The organism is Klebsiella sp. 54 (assembly GCF_018223875.1).
In the GTDB taxonomy this organism is placed as follows: Bacteria; Pseudomonadota; Gammaproteobacteria; order Enterobacterales; family Enterobacteriaceae; genus Klebsiella; species Klebsiella quasipneumoniae.
In genome coordinates, this window is the sequence record NZ_JAGRRA010000010.1 from 83,928 (window position 1) to 102,534 (window position 18,607).

Sequence of the window (18,607 nt, forward strand, 5' to 3'; positions counted from 1 at the left end):
ATGAATTTATTAAAATACTATCAACAATATCGCGACAAATGGTGGGCCTTACCGCTTCTCCTGCCTGTGTTATTATTACCCCTTGCCAGAGGGATGAATACATATACCATGCTGAATGGGCACATGGTTTATCTTTATTATCTTCCCCTGGCGCTGGTGCTCAGCCTGATGATGTTTTTCGGCTGGGCGGCGATCCCCGGTATTATCGTTGGTCTGCTGCTAACGCTGGCCCGGGGCATGACGCCGGAGCAGGCCGTTGGCGTACTGTTCCATTTTCTGATCCCCTGCGTGCTCTGCTGGGGCGGATATCGCATCTTTGTTCCCCAACGGCAGCAGGTATCGCACGGTAACGTCAGGCTGATGCCGCATCGTCTGTTCTGGCAAATGCTGCTCCCTTCGGTCATTTTTCTGATTTTGTCGCAGATCGCCGAGTATCTGGGGCTACATCCGCGCACAACGGATATGACCGGCGTCTCGCCGTTTAGTTTACGGTCGTTAATCACCTTTCAGGCGCTGATGGTGGGGTGCCTGACCGGTGTACCGTTATGTTATTTACTGCTGCGGGTAATTCGTAACCCTTTTTATTTGCGCGGGTATATTTCTCAGGTTCGCTTACAAATTGATCCAAAAATAAAGAAAATTGAAATCATCAGTTGGGCGGCGATATTAACCCTGTTGCTGGGGCTATTATTGATGCCGCTTAATGATACCAGCACCATATTTAGTACAAATTATACATTATCCTTATTGATGCCGGTGATGCTGTGGGGGGCGATGCGTTTTGGCTATCGCTTTATCTCGCTGATCTGGACGCCGGTACTGATCGCCGTGATCCATTTTCATTACCGTTATTTACCTATTTATCCAAGTTATAACACTCAGCTGGCGATCACCTCGTCAAGCTACCTGGTGTTCTCGTTTATTGTCGCCTATACGGCGATGCTGGCAACACAGCAGCGGCTGATCTACGCCCGCGTCCGACAGATGGCCTTCCTCGACCCGGTGGTACATATGCCGAATCTGCGGGCGCTGAGCCGGGCGCTGAACGGCGCGAGCTGGTCGACGCTCTGTTTTTTGCGTATTCCTGAGCTTGAGCTGCTGGGCCGCCACTACGGGGTGCTGTTGCGCATTCAGTATAAGCAAATGCTGGCGAATCACCTGCGTGCGCTGCTGCAGCCGAACGAAGCGGTATATCATCTTGCCGGTCACGATTTAGTGTTTCGTCTCAACAGCGAAGGGCACCAGGCGCGCATTCACTTAATTGACCGCTCCCTGCGACAGTTCCGTTTTCACTGGGACGGGGTCCCCCTGCAGCCGCGGATCGGCATGAGCTATTGCAACGTCCGCTCGCCGGTGAAGCATCTGTATTTGCTGCTTGGCGAGCTGAACACGATTGCCGACATGTCGCTGGCCAGCGGCCATCCGGAGAATTTGCAGCGCCGCGGCGCCGGGCATGTCCAGCAGGATCTGAAAGACAAAGTGGTGATGATGAACCGCATCCTCAAGGCGCTGGAGCAAGACCATTTTGTCCTGATGGCGCAACCTATCCAGGGCATTCGCGGCGACAACTACCATGAAGTGTTGTTGAGGATGAAAGGCGAGTCGGGCGAACTGACGGGGCCCAACGAGTTCCTGCCGGTGGCGCACGAGTTTGGGCTGTCCACGCGCGTGGATCAGTGGGTCATTGAGCATACCCTGGCCTTTATGGATGCCAACCGGCGGGCGCTGCCCGGTCTGCGGCTGGCGATCAACCTCTCTCCGGTCTCGTTGAGCCGCAGTCAGTTTCCCGAGGAGGTCGAAAACCTGCTGCACGCCTACAACATTGAGCCATGGCAGATTATCTTCGAGCTGACCGAAAACTATGCGCTCAGCAACCCCGAGCTAGTTTGCCAGACATTAGAGCACCTGCGGGCACTGGGCTGCCGGGTAGCTATCGATGATTTTGGTACCGGCTACGCCAGCTATGCGCGGTTAAAAACGATGAACGTCGATATTCTTAAAATCGACGGCAGCTTTATTCGCAATCTGCTCGCCAGCAGTCTTGATTACCAGGTGGTGGATTCAATCTGTCGTCTGGCGCGGATGAAGAACATGCAGGTGGTGGCCGAATATGTTGAATCGCCGGAGATACGCCAGGCGGTCATCGCGCTGGGGATCGATTATATGCAGGGCTATGATATTGGCGTCCCGGTGCCTCTGACGCAGCTGGCGGAGGGGATGAGCGCCTGAAGCCGTAAAAAAGCCGGGCGCGATGGCCCGGCTCGCATGATATCCATAGAGGGCGATCAGGCGTCTGGCTCTTCTTCCGCAATTTTCAGCAGCCACTCCGGCACACCTTCCCAGTACTGCTGCTCTTTTTCCAGATCCAGCAGCACCAGCGCATTCTGGCTAAACCAGTTGTGCGGGAAGGTCAGCGTCCAGTGGTGAGCTTCCGTCTGCAGCCGTAGCGTCGGCGGCGTGGTGGTGGCCTGACGCTGGTTGTTCAGCAGCACGCCGAGGCGCAGCAGCTGGATCAGCGGCAGAAACTGCTTTTTCCTGAACAGCGTAAAGCGCGGCAGATCGTCGAGTTTTATCGCTTTGCGATGATAGCGCACCAGGGTGGCCATCAGCATCTGCTGCTCCTGGTTGAAGCCCGGCAGGTCGCTGTTCTGCAGAATATAGGCCGAGTGGCGGTGCATGCCGCTGTGGTTAATATTCAGGCCCACCTCATGGAGCATCACCGCCCACTTCAACAGCGCCGCCAGGTGCGGATTGGCCAGCTTGGGATTCTGCTCTTGCCACTGCTCCAGCATAAGGGTGGTGGTTTCCAGCACCCGGCGCGCCTGTTCGCGATCGATGTTGTACTGATTCGCCAGACTCTGCGCCGTACGGCTACGAATATCCTGGTGGCGGAAGCGGCCTTCCATTTCGTACAGCACGCCTTCACGCAGCGCGCCATCAGACAGACGAAGCTCTTTAATGGCTAGCGCGTCAAATACGCCGCACAGAATGGCCAGCCCCGGGGCAAAGACCGCTTTACGATCTTCCGAGAGGCCGGGCAGGCTGAGCGCGTCGAAGTTTTTATGCTTCAGCAGTTCACTGACCAGCATTTCGAGGCGCTCCGGCGTAATAAACCCGTCCTTCTCGCCCATCGCCACCAGCACTTCCTGGGCGGCCTTAATGGTACCGGAGGCGCCCAGCGCCACGGTCCAGCCCTGAATACGGAACTGCCAGGCCAGGGTTTCCAGTTTTTGCACCGCCGCCAGGCGAGCGCGCTGGAAATTTTCTTTATTGATTGTCCCGCCGGGGAAGTAGGCCTGGGAGAAACTCACGCAGCCCATGCGACGGCTTTCCACCAGCCGGGGCTCAAAATCTTCACCGATGACCAGCTCGGTCGAACCGCCGCCGATATCAATCACCAGCTTACGGCCGCGCTCCGGCTGCGTGTGCTCCACGCCCATAAAAATCAGGCGCGCTTCTTCATTACCGGAGATGATCTCGATCGGGTAGGGGATCACTTTTTCCGCGCGTTTAAGAAACTCTGCCGCATTGGTCGCCTGGCGCAGCGTATGCGTCCCGACGATGCAGACGCTGGAAGGGGAGAACCCCTGCAGGCGTTCGGCAAACAGCGACAGGCAGTTCAGCCCGCGGGTGATGGCTTCTTCGCTCAACACCGAGTTTTCATCGAGGCCATCGGCCAGATGTACGCGCTGTTTCAGGCGTCCGATGATCTGCATGGCGCCGTCGACGACACGGGCGATCACCATATGAAAACTGTTCGAACCAAGGTCAACCGCAGCGAACTCCTGCGGCCGAGGGGTTTTTTCGTTTATTGGCATAGGTTAGTCGGGTTGTTCGAGTGATTTGAGATAATCGTAAATCGCCATCTGAGCGCGCACTTTACGGCGATTGCCGCGCGGCACATAGCGATTACTCAGTTCTTTATCAAGATAGCGCGCTTTTACCGTATCGTTGAACAAGATATCAAAAATATCCAGCACCCGCTGTTTCAGGCGCGGGTCGAGCAGCGGGGCGGCAACTTCGATGCGATAATCGATATTACGCGTCATCCAGTCGGCAGAGGAGAGCCAGACCTGCTTATCGCCACCGTTTTCAAAACAATAGACCCGGTCATGCTCGAGGAAGCGGTCCACAATGCTGATGACGCGAATGTTTTCGCTGATGCCTTCCAGACCGGGGATCAGCGAGCACATGCCGCGGATTAACAGGTTGACCGGCACGCCGGAGCTGGAGGCGGCATACAGTCTGTCTACCAGTCCTTTATCCACCAGGTTGTTCAGCTTCAGGGTAATACCGGACGGTTGCCCGTTCTGCGCATTGGCGATCTCGCGGTCGATCATCTCATACAGCAGACGACGCGAGTTCTGCGGCGACACCAGCAGGTAATCGAAGCTGACCGGGCGGTAGGGGTTTTCAATAAAGTTAAACACCCGGCGAACTTCATTGGTAATGCGCGCATCGGCGGTTAACAGCGAATAGTCGGTATAGATCCGCGCGGTCTTCTCGTTGAAGTTACCGGTGCCGATGTGGGCGTAGCGCACGACCTCATCGCCTTCTTTACGCGAGATCAGGAACAGCTTGGCGTGGATTTTCAGGCCCGGCGCGGAGAAGATAACGTGGACGCCCGCTTCCGTCAGGCGTTTCGCCCAGTGAATGTTGGCCTCTTCGTCAAAACGCGCCTGCAGCTCCACCACTACGGTGACTTTTTTACCGTTGTGGGCGGCGTGGATCATCGCGTCGATGATGCGCGAATCCTTGGCCACGCGGTAGATGTTGATTTTGATCGCCAGTACGCTGGGGTCGAACGAGGCCTGACGCAGCAGCTCCAGCACATGCTCAAAAGTATGATAGGGGTAGTAGAGCAGCACATCGCGTTCGCGAATGGCGTCGAAGCCGTTGCGGAATTTATCAAACCACAGATGACGCAGGCGCGGCATAGGTTTATTGACCAGATTGGCCTTACCCACGTTCGGGAAGCCGATAAAGTCTTTGAAGTTGTGATAGCGGCCGCCCGGCAGCATTGAGTCATAGTTGGAGATGGAGAGCTTATCGCGCAGCATTTCGACCATCGCGTCCGGCATATCGCGCTGGTAGACGAAGCGAACCGGCTCGGCGGTCAGGCGCTGTTTCAGGCTGGAGGACATCAGCTCCATCAGGCTCGACTCCATCTCATGCACCAGATCGTACTCGGCGTCACGGGTCATTTTCATCGAGTAGGCGTTCAGCGCATCGTAATCAAAGAAGCCTTTAAAGATGTCGTCCAGGCAATAGCGCAGAATGTTATCCAGCAGGATCATTGGTTTACGGCGGCGAGGCGCTTCCGGCGGCAGGTTTACGAAGCGCGGGACCTTATCCGACGGAATTTCCAGCAGGGCATAGTTGATGTTCTCCCCGCGGATAATCTCCACCGCCAGATAGGTGTAATCATCTTTCAGGAACTGCACGAGGTCCGTTTCGCGGTTAATCAGGATCGGCGAGATATGCTGCCGCAAATACTGTTTAAAGTAGTTGCGCAGCCAGGCCTGCTGATTGACGGACAGCTGGCGCTCGTTGATCAGGAAGATCTGGTTGCGCGCCATCTCCAGCAGCAGTTCGTTATACAGACTATCGAATTCCTGATCGGCCTTCAGAACGCGGGCCTGGATTTTGCCTAACAGGTGGCGAGAATGGGCGGTACTGCCTTGTTCTTCACTGATAATAATCCGGCGCTTAAGCTCAGCGAAGCGCACTTTGTAAAACTCATCAAGGTTGTTGGAGTAGATCCCTAAGAAGCGCATGCGCTCAATCAGCGGGTTACTTTTGTCCGCCGCTTCCTGCAGCACGCGTTCGTTAAAAGATAACCAGCTGAGTTCTTTTTCGATGTATAGCTTTTCCTGGCCCATTACAACTCACACTCCGGATCATTGATGTCGCTTGTTTCATTATGGCGAGCATTGCCATTGAATGTCCAACTATGTCAAAGCAATATGACAGTTTTCTTTCAACCTGATGTCGGGAAAAAGCGGACGCGTTTGTTTGCTTACGTTATGTTCAATCATGAGTAAATGGGGGGCGAAACGATGTGGGAAACGCGGGCGCTGGAGCTCAATAATCAGGATATCTGGCACTGGCCGTCAGCTTGTCGCTTAATGGAATATGCCATAAAACATGGTTTTAATACCGTGGTGATCGGCCAGGCGGAGCTGTTCGGCAAGCTGGTATCGCCGCAGGGCTACACGCCGTTTGACTATAACGACCGGTTGTCGAGCCAGCAGCGAGCGCGCTGTATCTATCTCAACCGCCTGGCGCTGCGCTGTCGGGAACTGGGGCTGCGCTTTTATCTGCAGGCGAAAGAGCTCAGTTTCCCGACGGAGCTGTTGTTAGCGCATCCGGAACTGCTGGATAACCCGGGCGGTGTGCGTTTTGATGTGGATTTCTGGAGCCGTTGGTTGACCGACAAAGTCCGCGCCGTCTGCGAGGGCGTACCGGCGCTCACCGGCTTGATTATCGCCCTTTCCAGCACTGACGGCTTGTTGCCGATCTCCCGCCCGCAGTGGGATAGGCAGCGTCGCGAGGCGGGGGAAGGGCGCCAGCCGGCGCAGAGCTTCGTGCTGTATCGCCGCTGTTTTGGCGCCTTGAGCCAGGCCGTCGCGGCGCAAAACAAACATCTGGTAATACGCGTCTTCCCGGCAAGCAACGACGATCTCAGTACCGTGCTGGACGCTATTGAACCGCTGCCGCCGACGGTATCGGTATCGATTAAACTGACCCCGGAACGCTTCTGGCCAGCCTTTCCCAATAACCCGGCGCTGCTGGCGGTGCAGACGCGGGATGTGTGGGTTGATATCGATCTGGCCGGGGAGGAAGTTGGTTGGGGAGTTATGCCGTTTCTGCGTATCGATGAACTGCAGGGGCGGCTGCTGTGGTGCCAAAGCCGGAATCCGCGTATCACCGGCGCTATCTGTAAAGCCAGCTGGGAAAGTATTGATAACCACTGGATCCCCGATACCTTAAGCGAATGCAACCTGTTCGCCTGCAGCCAGCTGCTGGGGGACGGGATGGCGAAAAACCAGCAGCAGTTGCTCGACCAGTGGCTGGCGCAGCGCTACGGCTGGTGTCCGCCTGACGACGTGGCGCAGCAGTTCCGGCAGCTTCTCGAGCAGGGAGCGCAAACGCTCTACCAGGCGATCTACGTGCGCGACCACGTCTTCCATCGCCACAGCCAGCTGCCGGAAAGCTACGGGCAGGCGGTGTGGAGCCTGTACGGTCAGCTGGCGCGTAGCCACTGGCTGCCGGGGTCGGCGCAGGATATTCATTTCACCCGCGACGACCCGCAGAAGTCGATGAGCAATCTGACGCAAATCGCGCAGGAAAAGGATGAGGTGGCCAGCGGCGCGCAGCGGCTGGGGGAAGAGGCGTTGGCGTTTGCCCACACGGCGGAGTTTCCTGCCGCGCTGGAGCGGCAGTGGCGTGAAGAGTGGCAGGGGCTGGCGCTCTATTGCCAGCTGTTTACCCATGCGCAAAAGGCCTTTTTTACGCTGCATTTCGCCCGCGAGGTGGAGAACAGCTGGAGCATGCGGGAGATCTGCCATATCAATGTGCAGGCGCTGTACCGTTGCGCGTCTGAGATGGAAACGCTCTGCCAGCAGATGAGCGACGCCTCGCCGGCGTTCTACGTCATGTTCGATCCCGGACGGGTGCGTAGCCTGGCGGATAGCCTGAGCACCGAACTGACGGCGCTCAGGTAACGCTTTTACAGCGTGCGATGCAGGGCTTCCACCAGGCACAGCATCGCCATCGCCTGGCCATAGGGCATGGCGGTGAGCGGGATGTGACGATAGTGATCAAGGTCGTGGCCCATCGCGGTGCCGAACGACACCTGCAACAGTTCACCCTGTGGTGAAATATGGTCGATAATTCCTTCGCACGCGCGCTCGGCCACCGGCAGATAATCCGCTTCCAGATAGCCGAGGCGTATCGCTTTGAAGATGCCGGCGGCAAACCCGGCGGTCGCCGAGGCTTCCAGATAGCTGTCGGGGTCGTTGAGCAGCGTTGGCCACAAACCGTTGTCACTCTGGCAGCGGGCAAGCGCGGCGACCTGTATCTGCAGGGTATTTTGCAATTGCCGGTAAACAGCATCATGCTCGTCGAGATCGAGCATCTCCAGCAGCTCCGGGATCGCCAGGGTTATCCAGCTGTTGCCTCGGGCCCACAGAGCGCCGGCGAAGTGGTGTCGGCCGGCGAAATGCCAGCCGTGATACCACAGGCCGCTCTGGCGGTCGCTGAGATAGTGCAGATGCTGTAAAAACTGGTAGATGGCCTCTTCCACCCAGCGCGGTTTATCAAACATTTTGCCCAGTATGGCCAGAGGCAATACCGCCATCATCAGCGTATCGTCCCAGATTTGTTGCTGATGCGCGCTCTCATAGGTGACATGCTGCAGACAGCCTTCATCGGTGCGTGGCATCTGGCGATAGATGGCTTCGCCCCAGCAGTCGAGGTAGGCGCGCCAGTCGCTGCGCGGCGCCTGCTGGTAGCGCAGCGCCAGCGTTAAGAACGGACAAGCCGTATTGATGTTTTTCTCCGGCGTTCCCTCGGCGAAGCGGGCGCTGAACCAGTCGTCAATCAGCTGACGGGCGCGGGGGGAACCGGTCAACTGCTGATAGCGAAACAGTCCGAACAGACCGATGCCGTGCGTCCATTCCCAGCCCTCCCAGCCTTTCGTATCAATGACCCGGCCATCGGCCAGCCGCTGCAGATACTGGCCGCTCTTATCGTTAATGGCGGTTAGGTTATCGATCAGCGCTTCAATACGCTGAAGGAGTTCAGGACGGTTGCTTTTCTGCGACATAATCACTCCCTTGCGGTAAGACGGCGTGTTGCCAGCGGGCATTGCGGTGCGGATGACCGGTTAGTAGTTCAATAGTTTCTCGCGTCTGCGGGCTGGCATCCTGCGGATGGCCGCCAGCGCGCAGGCGCTCCAGCTCGTTAATCAGAATTTGATGGCGCGGCTGGCTTAAGCGGAAACGAAATGCGCCATACATGGCCAGGATCGCCAGCAGGCCGGGGCCCACCAGGAAAACCCACCAGATGCCGTTAAGGGCGGCGGCGTTCTGCGCTTCAGCGCCCTTGGTGAAGCCAAACGCCTCCAGCGCCAGTCCGACGATAAACAGCGCCAGCGCCTGGGAGAACTTGCGCGTCAGCATCATCACGCCGGCGTAAATTCCCTCGCGGCGCACGCCGGTATAGGCCTCATCGACATCCGGCAGAAAGTTATAGACGTTCCACGGAATGAGATAGGTTCCCCCGCGGGCGACGCCCATTACCACCGCACCGCCGAGCAGCAGCCAGGAGAGATGGCTAAAGCCGGCGCTAAGCTGGCTGAACCACAGCAAAGCGCAGAGGATCAGCGCAATGGCCAGCTTATAGGCATTGCCGTTGCCAACGCGAATGCACAGCAAGGTGAAGAACGGGATGGCGAAGAACTGAAACAGCGTCATCAGGCTCATCGCCTGCGATGCCAGGGAGGTCCCGACGCGCAATACATAGGTCATGTAATGCATAAACAGCGAGCCGAAAATATCCAACGCCACCGCGCCGCCGACGTACATCATGATATGAATGCGGAAAGTGCGCAGATGAAACGTTGAAGCCATCTCCCGGTATAACGACCCCAGGGTTTTAAGCAACCCCTGGCGGGCCTGCGGTGGCGGAAGAGCGTCGCGCTCCCAGGTGCCGCGCCAGACAAAAATCCACGGCAGGGCGAAGAGCAGGGCGAAGACGATGCCGATATAGAGAAATGCCTGCGATTGGTCGGCGACGTGAGCCATGATTTGCCCGGGGATCAGCGCGGCGAGAAAGGCCGTCGCCTGCGCGAACAGCATCCTCGCGCCCGACATCTTAGAGCGCAGATCGTAGCGCGAGGTCATTTCTGCCGGCAGTGTATCGTAAGGCACCATCAGTAGCGTAAACACGGTGCTGAAAAGTAAATAAGTGCCGAGGTACCAGGCGTAACCGAAACCGCTCACCCACATCAGGGCGAAACAGAGCGACATCGGCGCGCCGAGAATAAAGAAAATCCGCCGGCGTCCCCAGCGGGTGCGGATGTTGTCAGTGATGTAGCCCATCACCGGATCGGTGATCCCATCCCAGATTTTGGCGATGGCGAAAATGGAGGCGGCGGCGGCGGGGGAGAGCCCGGCGACCTCAATATAGAAGTAGAGCAGCCACAGGCCGGTAATGGTCATCGCGCCGCTACCGAAAATATCACCCATCCCCCAGCAGAGGATATTGCGGGTTTTGACTTCTCGCGTTGGGGTTACTGTCCTCGTCATAAGCGTATCTCTTTGGTAAGGAAAGCGAGGTTGCACAGTAAAAGAGGGGGGCGGGGGCGAAAATGCCGGATACGGGGATTTTGCGCCGTTCTGCGAGCAGCCTGCCAAATGGCGATGAAATGAAATAAATCCCGTGATATGGCTCACGGCTGACGCGATGGCCGCGGGCGGGAACTGTGTGGAGAGTACGCTTTTCGCGGTTGGCCGCGCAGGATTTGCGTTATCCATCACATTTTATCCCGGACGGACCTGGTGAATGTGAAATGCTGCGCAGATATTGCCCCGCGGGCAGTTTCTCCCCTACGCTGGTCGGGCAGGAGATGGTGTGATAGCTGCCTGTTTGATTTTCAGGATACGCTATGAATATTCATCTTTCTCAGCGCCATCCCCACGCGGATGGCGTCACTCCCGATACCGCTCTCTTTCAACAGGCGCTGGACGAGCTGGCGGAGGCCGGAGGAGGTACGCTGGTGGTCGATCACGGCAGGTACGCGCTCGGCGGCTTGCGGATAGGGTCAAATACCTGCCTGTGGCTGTCGCCGGGCGCCAAGCTGATCGTCAGCGAAAACGGCGATGATTTTACCCAAGCGGTCGCGCTGAGCCAGGCAGAGTGCTCCCACCGGGCCTTTCTTTATGCTCTCGATGCGCAAAATGTGAGTATCTGTGGCGGCGGTGAAATCTACGGTAGCGCCGACGGCTGGTTTTCCCGGGATGTCGATGCCATGGGGTACCGCCAGCCCGTCGAGCGGCGGCCGCGCATCATTTTGCTGGAGAACTGCCGCGGCGTGCGACTGGAAAATATTACCGTGCGCCATGCGCCGATGTGGACCATACATCTGGTCTCGTGTATCGGCGTGACGATTGACGGGATTACCGTGGATAACGATTTGACGATGGCCAATACCGACGCGCTGGATATCGACAGCTGCCAGCAGGTGCATATCGCCAACTGCTATTTCAGCGCCGCCGATGACGCTATCTGTCTGAAAACCACGGCCAAGCCTGCGCATATTCAGCGTCCGCTGCGTCAGGTTACGATCGTGAACTGTACGCTGCGGTCGAAAAGCTGCGCCTTAAAAGTCGGTACGGAAACCTGGCAGGATATTGAAGATGTGCTGGTCAGCAACTGCACCATCTTTGATTCCAATCGCGGGATCGGCTTGCTATCCCGCGACGGCGGCCAGCTGCGGCGGATGATCTTCAGCAACATAGCGTTTGTTTGCGTGAGCGCGCCAGCCTGTCACTGGGGGGAGGCGGATCCGGTTTTTCTTTCCGCACGCCATCGCGATCCGGCTATCGCCCCCGGCGCCATCACTCGGATCCAGTTTCGCGGTCTGGTCGGGGAGTGTGAAGGGGCGATTAATTTGCATAGTGAACCAGCGGGCCTGATCCAGCGCATTCTTTTTGACGGCATCCAGCTCCACCAGAAGCTTAATCCACAGGCGGAGCAGGGACTTTATGATGTGCGTCCGCCGTGTAACCCGCAGTCGCCAACCGGCATGGGCATGGATAATGCCTGGTGTCTGAATCCGCACAGCGGCCGTGCCTGGGGGGTTGAGCCTTACCCGGGAGGGCTGCCGGTGATGTATGCCAACGGCGTGACTGACCTGACGCTACGTGAGTTTGATTACCAGCGGCCGACGCCATTGCCTGCGGGGTGGAACCACAACGCACTTTGCCTGGAAAACACAGATAAATAACCGGGGAGAAGTGAGAAAGTAGCCCCGGCAATGACCGGGGCGAGACGTGCTTATTCTTCAGCGGCATAGCCCTGGGGGGGAAGCTGTCGTTCATCCAGCCAGGCGTGGTTGCCCACCATGCGCAGACGCCCCTCGACGAACCAGCTGATCACCAGCGGATAAATGGCATGTTCCTGGGTCTGTACCCGCGCCGTGACCTCTTCCTCGCTGTCGCCAGCAAAGACCGGCACTTTGGCCTGCAGGATAACCGGACCGCCATCCAGCTCATCGGTGACGAAGTGCACCGAGGTCCCATGCTCCTCGTCACCGTTTTCCAACACCTGGCGATGGGTATGCAGGCCAGGATACTTCGGCAGTAACGAAGGGTGGATGTTCAGCAGTCGTCCCTGATAGTGGCTGACAAAGGCCGGGCTAAGGATACGCATATAGCCCGCCAGCACCACCAGATCCGGGGCGTAGGCGTCAATTTCATGCATCAGCTGACGATCGAACGCTTCCCGGTCGGCAAACTGACTTTGCGCCAGCGCGTGGGCCGGGATCCCGGCCGCGCGCGCGCGCTCAAGGCCGAACGCATCGGCCTTGTTACTGAATACCGCACGCAGGGTGCCGTTTATCTGTTTCCGGCCACAGGCGTCGATGATCGCCTGCAAATTACTGCCGCTACCGGAAATCAGCACCACAATGTTTTTCATGCAATGACCACACGCTGTTCGGAATCGGAGGCTTTGATATACCCGATTTTCCACGCGTTTTCACCTTTCTCGTTCAGCAGGGCAATGGCCTTGTCTGCTTCTGCTGCCGGCAGGGCGATAACCATCCCCACGCCGCAGTTAAAGGTACGGTACATCTCATGCTGGCTGACGTTACCGGCGGTTTGCAGCCAGTTGAAAACGGACGGCCACTGCCAGGAAGACTCATCAATCACCGCCTGGGTGTTGTCCGGCAGTACGCGCGGGATGTTTTCCCAGAAGCCGCCGCCGGTCAGATGGGCGATGGCGTGGACGTCAACGCTGGCAATAAGGTCGAGAACCGATTTCACATAGATGCGGGTCGGCGCCAGCAGATGGTCGGCCAGCGGTTTGCCGTCAAGGTCGGTGGTCTGTGGGTCAACGCCGCTAACTTCAATAATCTTACGCACCAGCGAATAGCCGTTAGAGTGCGGGCCGCTGGAGGCCAGCGCCACCAGCACATCGCCGTCAGCGACTTTGCTGCCGTCGATGATTTCTGATTTTTCCACCACCCCGACGCAAAAACCCGCCACGTCGTAATCTTCGCCGTGGTACATCCCCGGCATCTCTGCGGTCTCACCGCCCACCAGCGCGCAACCGGACTGCAGGCAGCCTTCGGCGATGCCGTTGATGACGCTGGCTGCGGTATCGACGTCCAGTTTACCGGTGGCGTAGTAATCAAGGAAAAACAGCGGTTCAGCGCCCTGAACCACCAGGTCGTTCACGCACATGGCGACCAGGTCGATGCCGATGGTGTCGTGACGCTTCAGATCCATTGCCAGACGCAGCTTGGTACCGACGCCGTCGGTGCCGGAGACCAGTACCGGCTCGCGGTATTTCTGCGGCAGTGCGCACAGCGCGCCGAATCCGCCCAGTCCACCCATCACTTCCGGGCGACGGGTTTTCTTCACCACGCCCTTAATACGGTCGACGAGAGCGTTGCCTGCATCAATATCCACGCCGGCATCTTTATAGCTGAGAGAGGTTTTGTCGGTCACTGCGAAGTCTCCACGCGTTTGCGGTAAGCAAGAAAAATCGGCGCAATTCTAACAGGGAAAGCAAACGTTTGCGAGCCTGCTTTACAGTCGGCGTAAAACCGTTGGCGGATGGTCAAATTTGATACTGCTCACGAAAATGAAACCGGGTACAGCCTTGTGCTTGCCTCAGTGTCAGGTAATCCCCATCATATTACTGAAACCGGTTTCTGTGATTGATCGCCTTATGGATTACCGGTGATTTATGTTCGACAGGGGAGGGATGAATGAAGATTGCGGCATTTGATATCGGTGGCACCGCGTTAAAGATGGGCGTCATGACCCGCGACGGAAGGCTGCTGGAAACCGCGAAGCAGTCAATCAATGACAGCGATGGCGATCATATCTTACAGACCATGCTGTCGTGGCTGGCGGCCCACCCGTCATGCGAAGGCATTGCCATCAGCGCGCCGGGCTATGTCGATCCGCACAGCGGATTTATCACCATGGGCGGCGCTATCCGTCGCTTTGATAACTTCGCCATGAAATCATGGCTCGAGACGCGAACCGGGCTGCCGGTCTCGGTGGAAAACGACGCCAACTGTGTGCTGCTTGCCGAGCGCTGGCAGGGTAAAGCGGCGGAGATGGCCAATTTTCTGGTGCTCACTATCGGCACTGGCATCGGTGGAGCGATTTTTTGCCAACATCAGCTGATCCACGGGGCGCGTTTTCGCGCCGGCGAGTTCGGCTATATGCTTACCGATCGTCCCGGCGGACGCGATCCCCGTCGCTACTCGATGAATGAAAACTGCACCCTGCGGGTGCTGCGCTATCGCTATGCAGAACATATTGGCGCGCCGCTGGATAGCGTCACTGGCGAAATGATTTTTGACCGCTATGACGCCGGCGACCCGGTTTGCCAGCGTCTGGTCGCCGAGTTCTTCAATGGCCTGGGCCATGGCCTTTATAACCTCGTCAATATCTTCGATCCGCAGACCATTTTTATCGGCGGCGGCGTTGTGGAACGTCCTGGATTTCTGACGCTGCTGCGCCAGCATCTGGCCTGGTTCGGCATTGCCGACTATCTCGATACCGTCAGTCACGGCAACGATGCCGGCCTGATTGGCGCGGTTTACCATTTCAATCAGCACTATCGTTCGCCTGGCGACGATCGACCTTAGGGAGAGACTATGTCCGGATTTAAAGAAGGTTTTCTGTGGGGCGGCGCGGTGGCGGCGCATCAGTTAGAGGGCGGCTGGCAGGAGGGGGGCAAGGGGGTCAGCGTGGCGGATGTGATGACCGCCGGCGCCCACGGCGTGCCGCGGGAAATCACCGACGGCGTGGTGGCGGGGAAAAACTACCCGAACCATGAGGCGATCGATTTTTATCATCGCTACCCGCAGGACCTGGCGCTGTTTGCCGAAATGGGCTTCAAATGTTTCCGCACCTCGATTGCCTGGACGCGTATTTTCCCGCAGGGCGATGAACAGGAGCCGAACGAGGCTGGCCTGCAGTTTTATGACGATCTGTTCGACGAATGTCTGAAACACGGTATTGAACCGGTCATTACGCTGTCGCATTTTGAAATGCCCTATCACCTGGTCACCGAGTACGGCGGCTGGCGTAACCGCAAGCTGATCGACTTTTTCGTGCGCTTCGCCAGGGGCGTCTTCACCCGCTATCAGCATAAAGTGAAGTACTGGATGACCTTCAACGAGATCAACAACCAGGCTAACTACCATGAGGACTTTGCCCCTTTCACCAACTCCGGTCTGAAGTATTTACCGGGTGAAGATCGGGAACCGGTAATGTACCAGGCCGCACATTATGAGCTGGTGGCCAGCGCCCTGGCGGTGAAAGCGGCGCGCGAGATCAACCCTGCTCTGCAGATAGGCTGCATGATCGCCATGTGCCCTATCTATCCGCTGACCTGCGCGCCGGACGATATGATGATGGCGATGAACGCCATGCACCGTCGGTACTGGTTCACCGATGTCCACGTGCGCGGCCGCTATCCGCAGCATCTGCTCAACTATTTTGCCCGCCGCGGCTTTAGCCTGGACATCACCGAAGCCGATCGTCAGGCGTTAAACGAAGGCTGTGTCGACTACATCGGCTTTAGCTACTATATGTCCTTCGCCACCAAAGCCACCGAAGACAACCCCTTGCTCGATTATGATGAAACCACCAGCCTGGTCTCCAACCCGTACGTGAAAAAGTCGGACTGGGGCTGGCAGATTGACCCGGTCGGCCTGCGCTATTCTCTGAACTGGTTCTGGGATCACTATCAGCTACCGCTGTTTATTGTCGAAAACGGTTTTGGCGCGATCGATGTTCGTGAAGCGGACGGCACCGTGGATGACCAGTACCGTATCGATTATCTCTCCGCGCATATAGCGGAGATGAAAAAGGCGGTGGTCGAGGATGGCGTCGATCTGATGGGTTATACCCCGTGGGGCTGTATCGATCTGGTTTCCGCCGGAACGGGGGAGATGAAAAAACGCTACGGCTTTATCTACGTGGATAAAGATAATGAAGGCAACGGCACGCTGGAGCGCAGTAAGAAGAAGTCGTTCGACTGGTATAAGAAGGTGATTGCCAGCAACGGGGAGCAGCTATAATTCCCCCGTGGCGCTGCGCTTATCGGGCCGGCGGGGTTTGCGGTCCGGGTAAGCGTTAGCGCCGCCCGGCAGAACCCCGCGCTAAAACCGGAGCCTCGCCTCCGGTTTTTTTGTCTCTAAATCACTTTGCTTGATATACGTCAAGCAAGATGGGTATGGCCTAATCCGAAAAAAGCGGTATAATCCCGCGATTTTTTTTGTGGCTGCCCCTCAGAGGAGAAAGAGAATGAAGATTGTGGAAGTCAAACACCCACTCGTCAAACACAAGCTGGGCCTGATGCGCGAGCACGACATCAGCACCAAACGCTTCCGTGAACTCGCCTCTGAAGTGGGCAGCTTACTGACTTATGAAGCCACCGCCGATCTGGCGACCGAGAAAGTGACCATCGAAGGCTGGAACGGCCCGGTGGAAGTTGAGCAGATCAAGGGCAAGAAAATTACCGTCGTGCCAATCCTGCGCGCAGGCCTCGGCATGATGGAAGGGGTACTTGAGCACGTGCCGAGCGCGCGTATCAGCGTGGTGGGTATTTATCGCAATGAAGAGACCCTCGAGCCGGTACCTTACTTCCAGAAGCTGGTGTCCAACATCGATGAGCGTATGGCGCTGGTGGTTGACCCGATGCTGGCCACCGGTGGGTCGATGATCGCCACTATCGATCTGCTGAAAAACGCCGGCTGCACCAGCATCAAGGTGCTGGTACTAGTGGCGGCGCCGGAAGGAATTGCCGCGCTGGAGAAAGCGCACCCGGACGTTGAGCTGTACACCGCCTCTGTCGATAAGGGACTGAACGAGCACGGGTACATCATTCCCGGTCTCGGCGATGCCGGCGACAAGATCTTTGGTACGAAATAATCGCATAACGATAAATAAGCCGACTTTGAGAGTCGGCTTTTTTTTGAATAAAACACACATAACTAACCATCTCAGAGGAAAACACTATGACGCGCCGTGCTATCGGGGTGAGTGAAAGACCGCCGCTTTTACAGACTATCCCGCTTAGTTTGCAGCACCTGTTTGCCATGTTTGGCGCAACGGTGCTGGTGCCAATCCTGTTCCACATCAACCCGGCCACCGTGCTGCTGTTCAACGGTATTGGTACGCTGCTGTACCTCTTTATCTGTAAAGGCAAAATTCCGGCGTATCTGGGATCGAGTTTCGCCTTTATCTCTCCGGTGCTGCTCCTGCTGCCGCTGGGCTATGAAGTGGCGCTTGGCGGTTTCATTATGTGCGGCGTGCTGTTCTGCCTCGTCTCCTTTATTGTCAAAAAAGCCGGTACCGGCTGGCTGGATGTGATGTTCCCCCCGGCGGCGATGGGGGCCATCGTGGCGGTTATCGGTCTGGAGCTGGCGGGCGTGGCGGCCAACATGGCCGGGCTGCTGCCGGCCGACGGCCAGTCGCCGGACAGTAAAACCATTATTATCTCGATGGTGACCCTGGCGGTGACGGTGTTTGGTTCGGTCCTGTTCCGCGGCTTCCTGGCGATTATCCCGATCCTGATTGGCGTTCTGGTGGGCTATGCGCTGTCGTTTGTGATGGGCGTGGTCGATACCACCCCGATCGCCGAAGCGCACTGGTTCGCGCTGCCAACCTTCTACACGCCGCGTTTTGAATGGTTCGCCATCTTCACCATTCTGCCCGCTGCGCTGGTGGTGATTGCCGAGCACGTCGGTCACCTGGTGGTGACGGCTAATATCGTCAAACGCGATCTGATCCGCGACCCGGGCCTGCATCGTTCGATGTTTGCCAATGGCCTGTCGACGATCGTTTCCGGCTTCTTCGGCTCGACGCCTAACACCACCTACGGGGAAAATATCGGCGTGATGGCGATTACCCGCGTCTACAGTACCTGGGTTATCGGTGGCGCGGCGATCATTGCGATTCTGCTCTCCTGCGTCGGCAAACTGGCGGCGGCGATCCAGATCATCCCGGTGCCGGTGATGGGCGGCGTGTCGCTGCTGCTGTACGGGGTAATCGGCGCCTCAGGGATCCGCGTACTGATTGAATCGAAGGTGGATTACAGCAAGGCGCAGAATCTGATTCTCACCTCCGTGATCCTGATCATCGGCGTCAGCGGTGCCAAAGTGCACATCGGTGCCGCTGAGCTGAAAGGGATGGCGCTGGCCACCATCGTCGGTATCGCACTCAGCCTGATTTTCAAGCTTATCAGCGTCCTGCGTCCGGAAGAGGTGGTTCTCGACGCCGCGGATAGCGAAGAGGTTAAATAACGATCGTCTGACCGGGCGGCGATCCCGCCCGGTTCTCTCCGGACC

The 18,607-nt window shown here is 57.4% G+C and carries 13 protein-coding genes; 7 read left to right on the plus strand and 6 right to left on the minus strand.

The window, feature by feature from the left end; all coding sequences use genetic code 11:
- Complete coding sequence (locus tag KHQ24_RS18915) at nt 1-2,229, plus strand: EAL domain-containing protein (protein WP_211777411.1); 2,229 nt, start codon at nt 1-3, stop codon at nt 2,227-2,229.
- Nucleotides 2,230-2,285: 56 nt separating this feature from the next.
- Here the strand turns inward: KHQ24_RS18915 and ppx are convergent, their stop codons facing one another.
- Nucleotides 2,286-3,818 (minus strand): exopolyphosphatase, encoded by a 1,533-nt coding sequence (ppx, locus tag KHQ24_RS18920; RefSeq protein ID WP_211777412.1) that lies wholly within the window; start codon nt 3,816-3,818, stop codon nt 2,286-2,288.
- 3 nt (nt 3,819-3,821) lie between these two features.
- Entirely contained in the window at nt 3,822-5,882 is a 2,061-nt protein-coding gene (gene ppk1 / locus KHQ24_RS18925; RefSeq protein WP_002913838.1) for a polyphosphate kinase 1, read from the minus strand.
- 177 nt (nt 5,883-6,059) lie between these two features.
- On the opposite strand from ppk1, the gene KHQ24_RS18930 reads away from it, so the two are divergent.
- Nucleotides 6,060-7,727: a hypothetical protein gene (locus KHQ24_RS18930; RefSeq protein ID WP_032456485.1), complete on the plus strand. Its 1,668-nt coding sequence runs from the start codon at nt 6,060-6,062 to the stop codon at nt 7,725-7,727.
- A gap of 5 nt (nt 7,728-7,732) precedes the next feature.
- On the opposite strand, the gene KHQ24_RS18935 is transcribed toward KHQ24_RS18930, so the two are convergent.
- The gene (locus tag KHQ24_RS18935) at nt 7,733-8,830 is read right to left on the minus strand and encodes a glycoside hydrolase family 88/105 protein (protein WP_023318864.1); all 1,098 of its coding nucleotides are present in this window, start codon (nt 8,828-8,830) and stop codon (nt 7,733-7,735) included.
- A complete protein-coding gene (locus KHQ24_RS18940; RefSeq protein ID WP_094311765.1) occupies nt 8,805-10,253 on the minus strand; it encodes an MFS transporter in 1,449 nt (482 codons plus the stop codon). The genes KHQ24_RS18935 and KHQ24_RS18940 overlap by 26 nt, the downstream gene beginning before the upstream one ends.
- A 419-nt stretch (nt 10,254-10,672) precedes the next feature.
- Between KHQ24_RS18940 and KHQ24_RS18945 the strand changes: the two genes are divergently transcribed.
- Entirely contained in the window at nt 10,673-12,013 is a 1,341-nt protein-coding gene (locus KHQ24_RS18945; protein WP_117984857.1) for a glycoside hydrolase family 28 protein, read from the plus strand.
- Between the two features lie 50 nt (nt 12,014-12,063).
- On the opposite strand, the gene purN is transcribed toward KHQ24_RS18945, so the two are convergent.
- Both purN and purM read right to left on the minus strand, forming a co-directional pair.
- On the minus strand, nt 12,064-12,705 hold the full coding sequence (gene purN / locus KHQ24_RS18950) for a phosphoribosylglycinamide formyltransferase (RefSeq protein ID WP_004201920.1): 642 nt from the start codon (nt 12,703-12,705) through the stop codon (nt 12,064-12,066).
- Nucleotides 12,702-13,739: a phosphoribosylformylglycinamidine cyclo-ligase gene (purM, locus tag KHQ24_RS18955; protein WP_004201922.1), complete on the minus strand. Its 1,038-nt coding sequence runs from the start codon at nt 13,737-13,739 to the stop codon at nt 12,702-12,704. The genes purN and purM overlap by 4 nt, the downstream gene beginning before the upstream one ends.
- Before the next feature lie 263 nt (nt 13,740-14,002).
- On the opposite strand from purM, the gene bglK reads away from it, so the two are divergent.
- The 4 genes from bglK to uraA all read left to right on the plus strand — a co-directional run bounded on the left by bglK (nt 14,003) and on the right by uraA (nt 18,562).
- The gene (gene bglK / locus KHQ24_RS18960) at nt 14,003-14,896 is read left to right on the plus strand and encodes a beta-glucoside kinase BglK (RefSeq protein WP_017900443.1); all 894 of its coding nucleotides are present in this window, start codon (nt 14,003-14,005) and stop codon (nt 14,894-14,896) included.
- 9 nt (nt 14,897-14,905) lie between these two features.
- Nucleotides 14,906-16,336, plus strand: a complete 1,431-nt coding sequence (locus tag KHQ24_RS18965) for a 6-phospho-beta-glucosidase (protein ID WP_131076363.1) — start codon at nt 14,906-14,908, stop codon at nt 16,334-16,336.
- A gap of 226 nt (nt 16,337-16,562) precedes the next feature.
- Nucleotides 16,563-17,189, plus strand: a complete 627-nt coding sequence (gene upp, locus KHQ24_RS18970; protein ID WP_004201927.1) for a uracil phosphoribosyltransferase — start codon at nt 16,563-16,565, stop codon at nt 17,187-17,189.
- Between the two features lie 86 nt (nt 17,190-17,275).
- On the plus strand, nt 17,276-18,562 hold the full coding sequence (gene uraA, locus KHQ24_RS18975) for a uracil permease (protein ID WP_017900445.1): 1,287 nt from the start codon (nt 17,276-17,278) through the stop codon (nt 18,560-18,562).
- Nucleotides 18,563-18,607: the final 45 nt, after the last annotated feature.

Bases quoted from the DNA above. Each gene is read 5' to 3' on its own strand.
- KHQ24_RS18915 (WP_211777411.1), top strand. From the start codon at position 1: ATGAATTTATTAAAATACTATCAACAATATCGCGACAAATGGTGGGCC.
- ppx (WP_211777412.1), bottom strand. From the start codon at position 3,818: ATGCCAATAAACGAAAAAACCCCTCGGCCGCAGGAGTTCGCTGCGGTT.
- ppk1 (WP_002913838.1), bottom strand. From the start codon at position 5,882: ATGGGCCAGGAAAAGCTATACATCGAAAAAGAACTCAGCTGGTTATCT.
- KHQ24_RS18930 (WP_032456485.1), top strand. From the start codon at position 6,060: ATGTGGGAAACGCGGGCGCTGGAGCTCAATAATCAGGATATCTGGCAC.
- KHQ24_RS18935 (WP_023318864.1), bottom strand. From the start codon at position 8,830: ATGTCGCAGAAAAGCAACCGTCCTGAACTCCTTCAGCGTATTGAAGCG.
- KHQ24_RS18940 (WP_094311765.1), bottom strand. From the start codon at position 10,253: ATGGGTGATATTTTCGGTAGCGGCGCGATGACCATTACCGGCCTGTGG.
- KHQ24_RS18945 (WP_117984857.1), top strand. From the start codon at position 10,673: ATGAATATTCATCTTTCTCAGCGCCATCCCCACGCGGATGGCGTCACT.
- purN (WP_004201920.1), bottom strand. From the start codon at position 12,705: ATGAAAAACATTGTGGTGCTGATTTCCGGTAGCGGCAGTAATTTGCAG.
- bglK (WP_017900443.1), top strand. From the start codon at position 14,003: ATGAAGATTGCGGCATTTGATATCGGTGGCACCGCGTTAAAGATGGGC.
- KHQ24_RS18965 (WP_131076363.1), top strand. From the start codon at position 14,906: ATGTCCGGATTTAAAGAAGGTTTTCTGTGGGGCGGCGCGGTGGCGGCG.
- upp (WP_004201927.1), top strand. From the start codon at position 16,563: ATGAAGATTGTGGAAGTCAAACACCCACTCGTCAAACACAAGCTGGGC.
- uraA (WP_017900445.1), top strand. From the start codon at position 17,276: ATGACGCGCCGTGCTATCGGGGTGAGTGAAAGACCGCCGCTTTTACAG.